This is a genomic window from Pseudomonas sp. AC193 (assembly GCF_979258075.1).
Genome location: NZ_OZ409832.1, coordinates 2,245,943 through 2,261,779, shown reverse-complemented (window position 1 = coordinate 2,261,779; position 15,837 = coordinate 2,245,943). Strand labels below are relative to the sequence as shown.

Below are 15,837 nucleotides of genomic sequence, written 5' to 3'. Positions count from 1 at the left end.
CAGATACAACGTCAGCGGATTAGTCTTGGGCGGGGTGGGTTCAATACTCGACAAGTCAATCAAACGAAACGGCCTTGAATAAATAACAGTTCAACAAAACAACTTAAAAGTGCAAAGAAACAGCTGTAAAGAGTGACTCTTCTGTAGGACATTTCTATTAAAAGTGCCGACCAACGGAAGAAGTCTGAACGGCGGCTGTATGGCTTACAAATATACGAATTGCCGACCGTATTTTGATGTTCCTTTCACAAAAACGAGCCTAACCTTAGTTACAACAGGTTGCCCCGAAAGGCCTACAACCTGCCGTCCACGGGCATAAAAGTCAATCAGGCATTCCCCGGACGGTATTCCAAACCATTGAAATCCCGTGTTTTTCAGACAATTGGCTGAAGGTTGGCTGTCGCCTCGAGGTTCTTATGAGTCATGCGTTTCTCCCATTCTCCCGCCCGAGTATCGGCGAAGAAGAAATAGCCGCCGTCGAACAAGTATTACGTTCGGGCTGGATAACCACCGGCCCAAAAAACCAGGCTCTGGAAGAACAGTTCGCAGACTATGTCGGGTGCCGGCATGCCGTAGCACTTTCCTCGGCCACGGGTGGGATGCACATTGCTTTACTCGCGTTAGGCATTGGCCCGGGCGATGAAGTCATTACGCCTTCGCAAACCTGGGTGTCGACCGCCAACATGATTTCGTTGATTGGCGCCAAACCGGTGTTTGTCGACGTCGACCGCGACACGCTGATGACCGACGCGGCACGTATCGAAGCCGCCATCACCCCGCGTACCAAAGCAATCATCCCGGTGCATTACGCCGGCGCGGCATTTGATCTCGATCCGCTGTATGCCCTGGCCGAAAAGCATGGCATCTCGGTCATCGAAGACGCCGCCCACGCGGCTGGCACTCGCTACAAAGGTCGTCATATCGGCTCGCACGGCACGGCGATTTTCTCCTTCCATGCGATCAAGAACATGACCTGTGCCGAAGGCGCGATGTTCGTCACCGACGACGAAGCGTTGGCCAGCCGTGTGCGCATGCTCAAGTTCCACGGTTTGGGCGTTGACGCCTACGATCGCCTGACCGGTGGCCGCAAGCCGCAGGCGCAAGTGATGGAGCCGGGTTTCAAATACAACCTCGCCGACATCAACGCCGCGATTGCGCTGGTACAGCTGCAACGTTTGGACGAGATCAATGCGCGCCGCACTGAACTCGCTGCGGCTTACCGGCAAAAACTCGAAGGCCTGCCGGTGCAGCCACTGGCCCTGCCCGTTTACGCGCAACAGCACGCCTGGCACCTGTTCATCCTGCGCATCGACAGCGAGCGCTGCGGCATGGATCGCGAAGCCTTTATGAAGGGCTTGCAGGATCAGGGCATCGGCACCGGCATCCATTTCATCGCCACCCACCTGCACACCTGGTATCGCCAGCGTGACCCGGATTTATACCTGCCCAACACCGAGTGGAACTCGGCACGGCTGTGCTCGATTCCGCTGTTCCCCGACATGAGCGATCAAGATCTTGATCGCGTGGTCGGGGCCATCGCCACCCTCATGGATAAACGCCTGTGAAACCCTATCCGATTCGCTGCGTGTCGATCGTCATCCCGGTCTACAACGAACAGGACAGCCTCCCGGAACTGCTGCGCCGCACCGAAGCGGCGTGCCGGATGCTGCGTCACGACTATGAAATTGTCCTCGTCGATGACGGCAGCCGGGACGAATCCGCCAACATTCTTGAGGAAGCCGCCACCCGCGAAGACAGCCCGTTCGTGGCGGTCATTCTCAACCGCAACTACGGCCAGCACGCGGCAATCATGGCTGGCTTCGAACAATGCAAAGGTGATGTGGTGATCACCCTCGACGCCGATCTGCAAAATCCGCCGGAAGAAATCCCGCGCTTGGTCGCCGAAGCGGAAAAAGGTTACGACGTGGTCGGCACCGTGCGCGGCAATCGTCAGGATTCGGCATTGCGCCGCTACCCCTCGAAGCTGATCAACCTCGCCGTGCAGCGCTCCACCGGCGTCGCCATGAGCGACTACGGCTGCATGCTCCGCGCTTATCGCCGCACGATCATCGACGCGATGCTCGCCTGCCGTGAGCGCAGCACGTTCATCCCGATTCTGGCCAACAGCTTCGCCCGCCACACCACCGAAATCGTCGTCGCCCACGCCGAGCGTGAACACGGTGATTCGAAATACAGCCCGATGCGTTTGATCAATCTGATGTTCGACTTGATCACCTGCATGACCACCACGCCCCTGCGTTTGTTGAGCATCGTCGGTTTCGCCATGGCCGGTCTCGGCGTGGCGTTCGCTGCGGCGTTGATCGTGTTGCGTCTGGTGTTCGGGGCCGGATGGGCCGGTGACGGCATGTTCGTGCTGTTCGCGGTGCTGTTCGTGTTCACCGGTGGCCAGTTCATCGGCATGGGCCTGCTCGGCGAATACCTGGGGCGCATGTACAGCGACGTGCGCGCCCGCCCGCGTTTCTTCATTGAAAAAGTGTTGCGCAGCCACCCTTCCCACCCGGCGCCTGCGATCACGGTTGATGGTCTTTCTTCTACTTCTACTACCGGTCAGGTTCTCTCATGAGCGCAAAAACTGTTGTCTTCGCTTACCACGATATTGGCTGCGCCGGCATTCAAGCCCTGCTCGACAGCGGCTACGACATTGCCGCCGTGTTCACTCACGCTGACGACCCGAAAGAGAACGCTTTCTACGCCTCGGTCGCGCAACTGTGCGCCAGCAAAGGCATCCCGGTGCATGCGCCGGAAGATGTTAACCACCCACTGTGGATCGAGCGGATTGCCAAGCTCAACCCTGAGTACATTTTCTCCTTCTACTACCGCAACCTGCTGAGCGAACAGCTGCTGACCACCGCGAAAAAAGGTGCGTTCAACCTGCACGGCTCGTTGTTGCCAAGCTACCGTGGCCGCGCCCCGGCGAACTGGGTGCTGGTCAACGGTGAAAGCGAAACCGGTGTGACCCTGCACCGCATGGTCAAACGTGCCGATGCCGGCGCCATCGTCGCGCAACAACGCGTGGCCATCGAGCGCAGCGACACCGCGCTGAGCCTGCACGGCAAACTGCGTATCGCCGCGACCGATCTGTTGCGTGACACCCTGCCAGCAATGCTGCAAGGCAAGACCAGCGAAACCGCGCAGGACGAATCGCAAGCCACGGTATTCGGTCGTCGCACGGCGGCGGACGGCAAACTGGTCTGGGCCAAACCTGCTGAGCAACTGTTCAATCTGGTGCGCGCCGTCACCCAGCCTTATCCGGGCGCGTTCTGCGCTGTGGGCGAGCACAAGCTGATCGTCTGGAGTGCCGAAGTCGTCAAAGGCAACGACGGTCAGGCGCCGGGCCGGGTGATCAGTGTGGATCCGCTGCGCATTGCTTGCGGTGAAGACTCGCTGGTGATTCTCTCCGGCCAGCGCAACGACAACGGCCTGTTCCTCAGCGGCCCGCAACTGGCCAGTGAGTTGGGTCTGGTCGACGGTTCGCTGCTGCGCGGCGCTGAATCCGGTCGTGCGCCACGTCGCACGCGCGTGCTGATCCTTGGCGTCAACGGCTTTATCGGCAATCACTTGTCCGAGCGTCTGCTGCGTGATGATCGCTACGAAGTCTATGGTCTGGACATCGGTTCCGACGCCATCGACCGTCTGCGCAGCCACCCGCATTTCCATTATGTCGAAGGCGACATCAGCATTCACTCCGAGTGGATCGAATACCACATCAAGAAGTGCGACGTGGTTCTGCCGCTGGTGGCCATCGCCACGCCGATCGAATACACCCGCAACCCGCTGCGCGTGTTCGAGCTCGACTTCGAAGAAAACCTCAAACTGGTGCGCTACTGCGTCAAGTACAACAAGCGCGTGATCTTCCCGTCGACCTCGGAAGTCTATGGCATGTGCCAGGACAAGCATTTCGACGAAGACACCTCGAACCTGGTGGTCGGCCCGATCAACAAGCAGCGCTGGATCTACTCCGTGTCCAAGCAACTGCTCGACCGCGTGATCTGGGCGTACGGCGCCAAGGGTTTGAATTTCACTCTGTTCCGTCCTTTCAACTGGATGGGCCCGCGCCTTGATCGTCTGGATTCGGCGCGTATCGGCAGTTCCCGCGCCATCACCCAACTGATCCTCAACCTGGTCGAAGGCACGCCGATTCGTCTGTTCGACGGTGGGGAGCAGAAACGCTGCTTCACCGACATCGCTGACGGCGTCGAAGCACTGGCGCGGATCATCGATAACGACAACGACGTCTGCAACGGCCAGATCATCAACATCGGCAACCCGGACAACGAAGCGAGCATTCGCCAGTTGGGTGAAGAGTTGTTGCGCCAGTTCGAAGCGCATCCGCTGCGTGACAACTTCCCGCCGTTCGCCGGTTTCCGCGACGTGGAAAGCAAGGCGTTCTACGGCGCCGGTTATCAGGACGTCGAGCACCGCAAACCAAGTATCGCCAACGCCAAGCGCCTGCTCGACTGGACGCCAACCGTGGAGATGCGCGAGACCATTGGCAACACGCTGGACTTCTTCCTGCGCGAAGCCATGCTCGAAATCGCGGACAAGCGCTAATGCAGGCCGGTCTACGCATCGACGTCGACACCTTTCGCGGCACCCGTGAAGGTGTGCCGCGTTTGCTGGAAATGCTCGACGAAGCGCAGATCAAGGCAACGTTTTTCTTCAGTGTCGGCCCGGACAACATGGGCCGGCATCTGTGGCGCCTGATCCGCCCGCAGTTCCTCTGGAAAATGCTCCGTTCCAATGCCGCCGGCCTGTATGGCTGGGACATTCTGCTGGCCGGTACGGCGTGGCCGGGCAAACCGATTGGCCGCGAGCTCGGGCACCTGATGCGTCAGGCCCGCGACGCCGGTCATGAAGTTGGTCTGCACGCGTGGGATCACCACGGTTGGCAAGCGAATGCCGGGCGCTGGAGCGACGCGCAACTGGTCGAGCAGATTCGTCAGGGCGTCGACACCTTGAGCGACATCCTTGGCGAGAAAATCACCTGTTCCGCCGCCGCCGGTTGGCGCGCCGACGAGCGCGTGATCGAGGCCAAGCAAGCCTTTGGCTTTCGCTACAACAGCGATTGCCGGGGGGCGCAGTTGTTCCGTCCGTTGTTGGCGGACGGCACGCCCGGCACGCCGCAGATACCGGTGGATCTGCCGACCTTCGATGAGGTGGTCGGCCCCATCGTTGCCGCGCAGGATTTCAACGCGTTCATCCTTGAGCGGTTTCGCCCGGAAAAGCTCAACGTCTACACCATTCATGCCGAAGTAGAAGGGATTCTGATGGCAGAGGATTTTCGTCAACTGCTGGCCGATGCGCGCCAGCGAGGTATCGACTTCAAACCGCTGGGCGACTTGCTGCCCGAGTTCTTCAACACTTTGCCCGTGGGTCGCGTACAGCGCGGCACTCTCGATGGCCGTGAAGGCTGGCTGGGAGTGCAAGGCGCATGATTAAACGCTGGGCATTGCCGCTGCTGTTATTGGGAATCTGCTTGCTGGCGTATCTGCTGCCATTGGGCTCGCACGGTTTGTGGATTCCTGATGAGACACGCTACGCGCAAATCAGTCAGGACATGCTGCTGAGCGGCAACTGGGTATCGCCGCACTTTATGAGCCTGCGTTATTTCGAGAAGCCGATTGCCGGCTACTGGATGATCGCGCTCGCGCAGGAAGTGTTCGGGCAAAACCTGTTCGGTGTGCGCTTCGTTTCGGCGCTGAGCACCGGGTTGAGCGTGTGGCTCTGTTATCTGATCGCCAGGCGTTTGTGGAACGAGCCACGCAAGAGCTTTGCCTGCGCCCTGCTCTACATGAGTTTCACCATCGTTGCCGGTCAGGCGGGGTACGCCAACCTCGACCCGCAGTTCACCTTTTGGGTCAACCTGAGTCTGGTGGCGCTGTGGTTTGCTGTCGACAGTCACACCAGCGGTAAACGCATGCTGGCCTGGGCAGTGCTGGGGCTGGCGTGCGGCATGGGTTTTATGACCAAGGGCTTTCTCGCGTGGTTGTTGCCGGTGTTGATCGCCCTGCCGTGGATGCTCTGGCAAAAGCGCTGGCGGGAACTGCTGACATACGGCCCGGTGGCGATTGCCATCGCGATCCTCATCAGTTTGCCGTGGGTGCTCTCGGTGCATGCGCAAGAGCCCGACTTCTGGCGGTTCTTCTTCTGGCATGAACACATCCGCCGTTTTGCCAGTGACGACGCCCAGCACGATGCGCCGTGGTGGTTTTACCTGCCGCTGCTGTTGGCGTTCAGTCTGCCGTGGGCGGGTTTGATCCCGACAGCGTTCAAGCAGGCATGGCACGCGCGCGCCCAGCCCCACGTGGTGTATCTGCTGCTGTGGCTGCTGATGCCGTTGCTGTTTTTCAGCCTGAGCAACGGCAAGTTGCCGACCTACATTCTGCCGTGCCTGCTGCCGCTGGCGCTGTTGTTGGGCAATGCGTTGGCCGACCGTTTGCGGCTGGAACAGGGTCGAGCATTGGGTCTCAATGGCCTGCTCAATCTGCTGCTCGGCATCGTTACGTTGATTGCACTGGTTTACCTGCAACTGACCAAACCGGTTTACGACCACGAACTGCACAGTCTGGTGCTGGTGTTTATCGGGCTGATCGGCTGGATCATCGCCAACCTGCTGCAAGCCTTCCTGCCGCTGCAATGCTGGGCGGCCCCGGCGTTTGGCAGTTTGCTGCTGATTGCGGTGTTGCCGGCGGCGCTGCCCAAATCCGTGATCGCCAACAAGACGCCCGATCAATTCATCAAACATCACCTCACCGAACTGGCCGAGACCACGCACTTGCTGAGTAACGATCTCGGTGCCGCGTCTGCGCTGGCCTGGCGAGTGAAACGCCCGCAAGTGGCGTTGTACAACACGATAGGCGAACTGAAATATGGCCTTGCCTATCCTGACGGTATTCAACAACGGGTCGATCCCGATCAAGTGCAACAGTGGATGCGCGAGGCGCGCCGCAGCGGTTCGGTCGGCGTGGTGATGCGGGTCAAGGGGCAGGACGAACTGGACGAAATCGACAGATTGCCAAAGGACGGCGTCCGCTACGAACAGGGCAACCTGGTGATCATGATTCTGCCCAAGGAGGCGTCATGAGCCTGTTGCTGCTGTTGGCCGCGTGCCTGCTGACCTGCCTGGGACAGGTTGCGCAAAAGTACACCGTGGAGAGCTGGCGCGGTGTTGAGTCGACATGGGCCGCCAAACTGCGCTCGCCATGGCTATGGCTGGCCCTGCTCGCCCTCGGCTCGGGCCTGCTGGTCTGGCTGCTGGTGTTGCAGCGCCTTGAGGTCGGCATCGCTTATCCGATGCTCAGCCTCAACTTCGTGCTGATCACTTTGATTGCGCGCTTCGTCTTCCGTGAACCGATCGACCGCCAGCATTGGCTTGGTGTCGCGCTGGTGATCGGCGGTGTGGTTCTGCTGGGGCAACAGACATGAGCCCGCGTCGTGGCATTACCTTCGCCCTCGGCAGCGTGTTGCTGGTCAGCGCCGCGCAACTGGCAATGCGCTGGAGCATGACGCGCCTGCCCGCACCGGAACAATGGCTGGCATTCGACAGCCTCGACCTGCGTGCCCTGGCCGTGGTTGTTGCGGCGATTTTTGCCTACGCCTTATCGATGTTGTGCTGGTTGGTTGCCCTGCGCGATTTGCCGCTGGGCCGCGCCTATTCGCTGCTGAGCATCAGCTATGCGCTGGTGTACCTGCTGGCGGCCAGTCTGCCGCTGTTCAACGAATCCTTCAGTTTCACTAAATCGCTGGGCGTGGCGTTGGTCATGCTCGGGGTCATCACCATCAACACGCGTCCGGCTCGTGCGCCTGCACTCAGGAGTGCTCCATGAAAATCACAGTATTTGGCAGCGGTTACGTCGGTCTGGTGCAAGCGGCGGTATTGGCCGAGGTTGGCCATGATGTCGTGTGCATGGACGTCGACCAGAAGAAGGTCGATCTGTTGCGTCAGGGCCACGTGAGTATTTTCGAACCGGGGCTGGCCAGCCTGGTGCGCGAAGGCCTCGATTCCAAACGCCTGCTGTTCACCACCGATGAAAAACTCGCGGTGCAACACGGTCGGGTGGCGTTTATTGCCGTGGGAACGCCGTCACGCGAGGACGGCTCGGCGGATCTGCGTTACGTGCTCTCGGTGGGCGATGCGATTGCCCGGCACCGCGAGCAGCCGCTGATTCTGGTGGAGAAATCCACAGTACCGGTGGGCACCGGCGATACCTTGCGCGCGCACATCGAGAAAGCGCTGATCAAGGTCGGTCGGCTGCTGCAGTTCGATATCGTTTCCAACCCTGAATTTTTGAAGGAAGGCTCGGCGGTTGCTGACTGCCGCCGCCCGGATCGCATCGTCATCGGCTGTGAAGGTGATGACGTGCGCGACGTGATGCGCGATCTGTACTCACCGTTCAACCGCAACCATGACCGCATCATGTTCATGGATCTGCGCAGCGCTGAACTGACCAAATACGCCGCCAACTGCATGCTGGCGACCAAGATCAGCTTTATCAACCAGATCGCTGAACTCGCCGAACACTTGGGCGCCGACATTGAGTCGGTGCGCCAAGGCATCGGCGCCGACACGCGCATCGGTTATCACTTCATCTATCCGGGTTGCGGTTATGGCGGTTCGTGCTTCCCGAAAGACATGCGCGCGCTGATCCACAGCGCCGAAGAGGCGCATTGCTCCAGCGATTTGCTGCAAGCGGTCGAGGCGATCAATCAGCGGCAAAAACACAAGCTGTTCGAGCGCATCAATGCGTTCTATCAAGGCGAACTGCGCGGCAAGACCTTCGCCCTGTGGGGCCTGGCGTTCAAACCGAACACCGACGACATGCGCGATGCGCCGAGCCGTGTGTTGCTGGAGGAGTTGTGGGCCGCCGGCGCCAGCGTGCGCGCGTTCGATCCGGAAGCCATGCAGGAAACCCAGAACCTTTATCCAGACGAATCGAAACTGATGCTGATGGGCACTCCGGAATCGGTATTGCCGGGCGCCGACGCACTGATCATCTGTACCGAATGGCAGCAGTTCAAGGCACCGGATTTCGACCTGATCAAACAGCGTCTGAACAATCCGGTGATCTTCGATGGCCGCAACCTGTACGACGCCGAGCGCTTGGAGCGCAACGGTATCCAGTACTTCCCGATGGGCCGTGGCGAGTCGCGCAAATTGCCGATTCCGCTGCAACAATGGCCGCACGCGTCCGACGTCGCTTGATCACCTTATCGCCTGAGATTCGCCGGCAGTCCTTGATCGCAGGGCTGCTGGCGTTTTTTTTGCTGATGGCCGGGGTCTATGGGCAGGCGCCGATCGGTTTTGATTCGCGGTTTGTGTTGTTTGCGCAGGAAATGCTGCGCCATGGGCCGACGGTGTTTCCGACCACGTATGGTCAGCCGTATGCCGATTATTCGGCGCTGTCGACGTTGTTTATCTGGCTGTTGTCGTTACCGTTTGGCACGGTCAACGCTTTCACTGCCTGGGCGCCGAGTGCGATTGCCGGGGCGGTGATTGTGACGGTGATGTATCGCCTGTTGGCGCCCTACTCCCGGCGCTGGGCGTTGATCAGCATTGCGCTGTTGCTGCTCACCAGTACGTTTGTTACCGAAGTGCGCGCGGTGTCGCAGGACTTGATGCTCGCGGCGGTGGCGTTTGCGGTGTTTTATCTGGGCTATGCGCATGATCATTTTGGTCTTGCGCGCCGCTGGCCGCTGATCTTTGTTTTGCTCCTGCTCGGTTTCGGCATTCGCGGGCCGATGGGGCTGGTGGTGCCGACCGGCCTGCTCTGCAGCTATTACGTGCTTGATCGGCAGTGGTCGCGGTTGTTGGTGTTTGGTGTGTTGGCGTCGGTGTTGCTGGCGGCGTGTGTCGGGCTGCTGTTATGGCTGGCGCAACTCAGTTGCGGCCCGGCGTTTGTACAGGATGTGATTCGCATGCAGTTCATGGGGCGCATGGACGGGAGTGAAGGCGTCAGCGGCTCGCTGTATTACTTCACCAGTTCGCTGGGCAACTATGCGTTGGCGTATCCGTTGGCACTGCTGGCGTTGGCTGCAGCGTGGTTGAGCAAACCGCAGCAGCGCGGCCCGGCTTTGCGGCTTGTGCAGTATTGCGCGGCGGCGGGACTGATTGTGATGGTCGGATTGTCGATTCCGCAGGCGAAAAAAGCGCGGTATCTGCTGCCGATGTTGCCGATGGCGGCGATCATTGCCGCGTATCCGTTTCAGGTGGTTCACGGCTGGGTATTCAGGTGGTTGCGCGGTTTGATGTTAGGTCTATGGCTACTGACGCCCGGGTTGTTGCTGGTGGTTTTGTTGATCGCGCGCCGACGGTTTCCTGAGCAGTTGAGTGACGTTTCGTTTGTCTTGATCGCATTAGGCGTTCTGCAACTGGTTGCACTGTCGCGACTGCTAATCCCGCGCTGGCGACCAGAAGTCCTCGCGCTGTGTGCAGTGTTGGCGTTATGGACGGTGTATGCGGCGGTGTTTGAACCGGTGGAGCGGCGCTTGTACGACACGCAGACTTTCAGTCGAGCAGCGTTTGCCCTGGTTCAACAAAATCCTGCGCCGCTGGTGCTGCACGGGATGGGCAAAGATGCGAAGGCAATCAAGTTTATGGTCAACATCGAGCAGGATCTGCAACCGCAGTTCACTGAGTCGGTGCAACAACTCGAAGCGCTCAAAGGCCCCACATGGCTAATGATGGATCGCAATGACTTGCAATCGCTCAAAAGCACGCCTCTAGAGAACCTGCAGCCCTTGCTCAGCGGTCGTTTCGACAAAAACGATTACGTCCTGCTGCACCTGAAACCCTTGTAGGAGCTGCCGAAGGCTGCGATCTTTTGGCTTTTTTACAATCCAGATCAAAAGATCGCAGCCTGCGGCAGCTCCTACATGACCAGAACGTTTACTGTGCGTCGTGCCCTATTGGCTGACGCGACCGCCCTTCCCGCCATTGAACGCTCGGCTTCCGAGCTGTTTCGCCTTGATCCGTCACTGGCATGGTTGGCGGATGCGGAAGTGCCCGATGCTGCGCATCAGGTACTGGCGATTGAGCAATCGTGCGTGTGGGTGGCTGAACACGATGATCAACAACTGGCCGGGTTTCTGCGTGCGGTGGAGGTCGACCAGCAGTTGCACATCGAAGAGCTGTCAGTGAGCCAGTTGTTTCAGGGGCAAGGCATCGGTCGCGCGCTTGTGTCCGCCGCTATCGAACACGCGCGCCGACGCTCAATGCGGGCCGTAACACTTACCACGTTTTGCGACTTGCCTTGGAATGCGCCGTTTTATCAACGTATGGGTTTCGTCGCGTTGACTTCTGACTCAACCGATCAGCACTTGCGCGAAGCACTGCAAGCCGAAGTCGCCCATGGCTTTCCCGGCGAACGCCGCTGCGCCATGCGCCTGGCAATCATCTGAGACCAGCGCAAGCCCCTGTGGGAGCGGGCTTGCTCGCGAAGCTTTTGGCGGTTTAGGACTTGAGGAAGCTATCCGGCATTGACCACTGTGAATTCGTAATCAACCCCCCACTTACCTCCGAAGCTTGTAAATTGCGTTACGTTCAAAGAGATTTTACCCAGTGGAAGAGGTTTCGTTACTACCTCCCAATATCCCTGCGTATCGACCGTTGCACTACCCCAAGAAGTACTCTGATCACGTAATTCATACACTGCGAGTGTGGCACCGGGAAAACCGCGCCCTTTCAACAACATCACCGGGGCAACCTGTTCACCATTTGAATGACTTTCAAGCATCGTTACCGGACTAATATCCGCCACTTTAACCACCACGGATGGCGTGAAATATAAAGAGGCCTTGCCGTCGAGAATCTGCTGGGCAGTGAAGTGGAAATCGTCGACCGGCAGCTCCCGATTGATGCACGCGCACCAGTCACCGTAAGCGTCGACCACAGCGGTGGCGTACACCGTGGTGCCATCTCCGGACTTATGCACATTTACTCGGGCACCGGGTATTCCTTTGCCGCTGATCCAGAAACGCCTGTCGACGATGGCTCCGGTCAAAGGGCTGTCGATTGCAGGCGCTGCAAAATTTGCACTGACCTGCACGACGTTGAAGATCGGATTTGGCTTCAACTCTGCAGACCAAACCCCGTAACGAGCCTGAAGTACCGTCAGCGTTTGCACACCCACGGCAAAAGGAGGAAGACGCATAGCCCAGCGCCCCCGCTCATCGACCCGCGCCTGCTGCAATTCCTTGCCGTTGTGACGAACGTACACCAGCGCACCGACGACGCCACTGCCTGCCAGCATCGGCTCCAGCCCGACCTCTTCACCCGGAAATGGTCGGTCGAGTGTGGGCGCGCTGAAACCGGTCGGCGGCTCCTCGATCATGAATCGCCCGCTTCGCACCCACGGAGACTTTTTCCCGCCCAAGGTTTGCTGCACGACGACCCAATTGGGCCCGGGCGCAAGATCTGTGTTGCCCTCGACTGACCATTTGCCAGACTGATCAACAGTGGTCATCGGGGCATGATTGATGGAAGGGTTGAATAGATCGGCCACCTGAATCGTCGCACCGGGCATCCCGCGGCCGCTGAATACCACTCTTGATACGAGGACGTCACCGTCTGTAGGGTAAACGATCAGTGGATTAGCCAGATCCTGAAGAAGGATCGTGGCCGCCTCACTGATTTCACCTCCGTGGTTATCTCTGGTGCTCCACGCTTCAAGGCTGTAAGGACTGTCTCCCGCTAGCGTACGGGTCAACATGCCTGACCAGCGACCGTCGGCATCTACAAGAAAATCGCCAATGACTTCGGTATAGCCCTTGCGGCGAACTTTAACCTTGTCACCGGGAAAGCTGTGACCAGAGAGCACTACCGCCGCAGGATTGACCGACTCTCCCGCGTTTGGGCTTTCGATCAGTGGTGCGTTGGTAACCGTGCGAAACGTGCGCGTAACACTGGCTCGTGTTCCGCCGGCAAATGCCTGCTTGATCCGCAGGTTTTTCGAGCCTACCTGCTCAAAAAACACGTTAGCCTTCCAGTTGCCATTGACGTCGACAACAACGCCGCCGGGCGGTAGATACTCGGTCTCCGTCTCATTGGGCAGGCCTGGATTCTCGACGAGATATAAGGTGACCTTGGCACCGGGCAGGGCTGTACCTGAAAACTCGCTGCGTCGTCCGTAATCACGGTTATTGACGGGAACAACGATCGATGGGACTGGCACCATCACGTTAAACAGTACAGAGGCACTGCGCTGGGAATCCTGTTTTTCGAAGGTCTGCAGGGCATAAATATCGTGCTCGCCCAAGGTCAGGTCTTTGCTCAGATTTACCGTCCATACACCCGACGCGGGCACGATAGTTTGGCCCAGCGCCGGGCCTCCCACCTTGTTGTCGAACACTGCGACGGTGGCGCCTTCGTATCCGTTTGTCCCTTTGATTTCGGGTCGAAGGCCTGTTTCCTGTTGATTTGCCGGGAAGGTGATCACGGGTTTAGGCGTTTCGACTGTGAACGTTTCTGAGCCGGCCGCCACCGAGTCCTGCCCGCCAAACATCTGGATGACAGAGAAAGAGTGTTTGCCGGGCTTGAATTTGATATCGCGACGAAACTCCCAATTGCCGTCAGCAGAAGAAACGGGGTGCGTCGTCTGGCCAGTGTAGGTCAAGGACAGACTCGCTCCAGGCCAGCAGGTGCCTTTGATCCTCGGGGAAAAATCTTCTAGCACGACACTGCTGATCGTGGGTGCCAATGGATTGATAATCAGAGGCGCTGGCGCCGTAACCGGTAGTGAGTAAACGCCATTCATCAACTGCCGTACCGACACGGTATAGCTGCCCGGTGCAACCGCAGTAGCGGTTGTCGCCGTCCAGTTGCCGGTGGCTGTAACGGCTGCCGGTAACAAAGTAACCGTCGTTGTGCCGATTAACTCGACCACGATAGTTGCAGCCGCCAGACCCTGCCAGACACTGCCCCGTCCGGTAACGGTGGGAATTTGTCCGATCAAGGTTGGCGTGTTGACGGTCGGAACAGGCGTCGGCACGTCGAAGACAGGTGCATCGGGATGATAGATTGAAAAGATCCACGCGCTACCATTGGCAATTTTTTGCCTCGCCCCCCAACCGGAGCCGGTCGTACCAGGTTTGATGGTAATGGGGGTCGTTTCGAAGTAGCCCTGCGAGTTCACCAACGCGGTCGCATTTGGACTACCAGAGCCGGGGTGAGCTTCGATGGTTGCACCGGGAAAGCCCGTGCCTTTAAATATTGTTGTCGTGCCGGAATAGCAGACTTTAGTGATAACCGGAGGCGCGGGTCTTACAGTCAGGGCGACAGGCGCGCTGCGCGTTGACGCATTGCTATAGAAACGTAACAGCGCCGTCACGCGGGCAACGCCAGGCACCAGTGCAATATTGATCGTGGCGCTCCAGGCACCATTGGCCCCCGTGACACCCTGACCAATTTTTTCATTGCTCAGATCACGGTAAATATCAATTTGTATGCCTGGTACACCCGTGGAATGCGTTCCTGTCAGGGTTGGCAACATATCCACCAAGCCCGGATTTGCAACGACGGGCGCTGACAAGATTGAAAATTGATGACTATCGGCCCAGCCAGACACGACATTTTGCAGGGTTTGTTTACACGTCAAGTTGATCGGACGTTCAGGCAGTGCGTTTGTAATCGTCACACTCCAAGAGCCATTCGCCGCAACTACCCCCTCACCATAAACGAGGTTGGGCACACCGGCCTCGACAACTTCTATTTTTGCACCAGGGCAACCGGTGCCGGTGATAGTCGGTTTAGGCGTTAAAACAATACCATCCTGAGGGCGTGTAATTATTGGCTTGCCAACCAGATAGACTGTGTGCACCGCTGAGTGCGGGGTGTAGTACGTGCCTGAATACTGCTGAGTGATAAACTGCAGCTTCATGTTGGTTCTGTTGTTTACAAAAGTTGACCAGTCACCGTTACTGTTGACATCGATACCCAGTGCTACCACATTGTGCTCTGTGATATGGAGGTTGACTTTTGCATTAGGACTCGCCTTGCCAGTAATAGTAAAGCCTGACGAAGACTGGATAGCTATGTTATTCGCAGGCGTCGTTATTGTGGGAGTCCAATTTACCGTAAAACTAATATCGTCCGACCGACTTTCCATCTGCCAATACGGCCCACTCCCCGCCAGGTAAGCAGTGTACACGCCAACCGTCAGTGATAATGGAATGCGCCAGGTATTATTATTAACCGACGCCCAGCCAGTCAGAGCAGCATTATCGGAAGACCGCCGAAGTTGAACCCTAGTTGAATGGGATGAATCTCCCGTACCGGAAAATTCAAAATCTTTACTTGAAATGGTAGACGGGGGTAACGTTATCGTCGGCAATTCTGCGATGTGATAAAAACCAGAAGACATCCAGTCGCTCCAGCCATTACTTTGGTGTTTCTGTCTGTAATGGAAGTCATTTCGACCGCGATTAAGTTTTGCCGGCGGAAAAAATTCAATGGGATCAAGAGGCCGATCGGCGGATGTGTAAGTCTGTTCCGTATGAGTACTACCATCAGGGGAACGAAATCGAATCTGATACTCAATCCAAACACCTCCAAACCTTTGGGACTTAAATCTTTGCCCTCTAGGAATGACCCAGCCCTCTTTGGGTATTACGTAAGATGCTATATAAAGAACGCCTTCCTCCCCTTCATTCTCTCCTGAATTACCTGAGGAGAAAGATGGGATAATTGGAAATTCTTCGTTACTCATTTTATGCCTCTTGGCGCGGTGGTTTGGGCACTGTGATTCAAACGCCAAAGTCAGCCCGCTGCCTACCTGTAAAATCTGACAGTCCCGACAAGCGGTCATAGCTTCCGTATATCTC

At 57.9% G+C, this 15,837-nt stretch carries 11 protein-coding genes; 10 read left to right on the top strand and 1 reads right to left on the bottom strand.

Annotation, left to right across the window (positions count from 1 at the left end):
* The first annotated feature begins 416 nt into the window (after window positions 1-416).
* The 10 genes from arnB (at window position 417) to ACZZ0D_RS10315 (ending at window position 11,418) form a co-directional block, all read left to right on the top strand.
* Window positions 417-1,565 carry a UDP-4-amino-4-deoxy-L-arabinose aminotransferase gene (gene arnB / locus ACZZ0D_RS10360; RefSeq protein WP_463553142.1) on the top strand — a complete coding sequence of 383 codons (1,149 nt, stop codon included), beginning with the start codon at window positions 417-419 and terminating at the stop codon, window positions 1,563-1,565.
* Complete coding sequence (gene arnC / locus ACZZ0D_RS10355; protein WP_212550999.1) at window positions 1,562-2,584, top strand: undecaprenyl-phosphate 4-deoxy-4-formamido-L-arabinose transferase; 1,023 nt, start codon at window positions 1,562-1,564, stop codon at window positions 2,582-2,584. Before arnB ends, arnC begins: the two co-directional genes overlap by 4 nt.
* On the top strand, window positions 2,581-4,572 hold the full coding sequence (arnA, locus tag ACZZ0D_RS10350; protein WP_463553141.1) for a bifunctional UDP-4-amino-4-deoxy-L-arabinose formyltransferase/UDP-glucuronic acid oxidase ArnA: 1,992 nt from the start codon (window positions 2,581-2,583) through the stop codon (window positions 4,570-4,572). The genes arnC and arnA overlap by 4 nt, the downstream gene beginning before the upstream one ends.
* Window positions 4,572-5,456: a 4-deoxy-4-formamido-L-arabinose-phosphoundecaprenol deformylase gene (gene arnD, locus ACZZ0D_RS10345; RefSeq protein WP_463553140.1), complete on the top strand. Its 885-nt coding sequence runs from the start codon at window positions 4,572-4,574 to the stop codon at window positions 5,454-5,456. The genes arnA and arnD overlap by 1 nt, the downstream gene beginning before the upstream one ends.
* The gene (gene arnT / locus ACZZ0D_RS10340) at window positions 5,453-7,105 is read left to right on the top strand and encodes a lipid IV(A) 4-amino-4-deoxy-L-arabinosyltransferase (RefSeq protein ID WP_463553139.1); all 1,653 of its coding nucleotides are present in this window, start codon (window positions 5,453-5,455) and stop codon (window positions 7,103-7,105) included. Before arnD ends, arnT begins: the two co-directional genes overlap by 4 nt.
* A complete protein-coding gene (gene arnE / locus ACZZ0D_RS10335) occupies window positions 7,102-7,446 on the top strand; it encodes a 4-amino-4-deoxy-L-arabinose-phosphoundecaprenol flippase subunit ArnE (RefSeq protein WP_463553138.1) in 345 nt (114 codons plus the stop codon). The genes arnT and arnE overlap by 4 nt, the downstream gene beginning before the upstream one ends.
* Window positions 7,443-7,847: a 4-amino-4-deoxy-L-arabinose-phosphoundecaprenol flippase subunit ArnF gene (gene arnF, locus ACZZ0D_RS10330; RefSeq protein ID WP_463553137.1), complete on the top strand. Its 405-nt coding sequence runs from the start codon at window positions 7,443-7,445 to the stop codon at window positions 7,845-7,847. The genes arnE and arnF overlap by 4 nt, the downstream gene beginning before the upstream one ends.
* A complete protein-coding gene (locus ACZZ0D_RS10325) occupies window positions 7,844-9,223 on the top strand; it encodes a UDP-glucose dehydrogenase family protein (protein ID WP_463553136.1) in 1,380 nt (459 codons plus the stop codon). The genes arnF and ACZZ0D_RS10325 overlap by 4 nt, the downstream gene beginning before the upstream one ends.
* Window positions 9,196-10,818 carry an ArnT family glycosyltransferase gene (locus ACZZ0D_RS10320; RefSeq protein ID WP_463553135.1) on the top strand — a complete coding sequence of 541 codons (1,623 nt, stop codon included), beginning with the start codon at window positions 9,196-9,198 and terminating at the stop codon, window positions 10,816-10,818. Before ACZZ0D_RS10325 ends, ACZZ0D_RS10320 begins: the two co-directional genes overlap by 28 nt.
* Before the next feature lie 75 nt (window positions 10,819-10,893).
* Window positions 10,894-11,418 carry a GNAT family N-acetyltransferase gene (locus ACZZ0D_RS10315; protein ID WP_463553134.1) on the top strand — a complete coding sequence of 175 codons (525 nt, stop codon included), beginning with the start codon at window positions 10,894-10,896 and terminating at the stop codon, window positions 11,416-11,418.
* 68 nt (window positions 11,419-11,486) lie between these two features.
* On the opposite strand, the gene ACZZ0D_RS10310 is transcribed toward ACZZ0D_RS10315, so the two are convergent.
* Window positions 11,487-15,722, bottom strand: coding sequence for an Ig-like domain-containing protein (locus tag ACZZ0D_RS10310; RefSeq protein ID WP_463553133.1), 4,236 nt, complete (start codon window positions 15,720-15,722; stop codon window positions 11,487-11,489).
* Window positions 15,723-15,837: the final 115 nt, after the last annotated feature.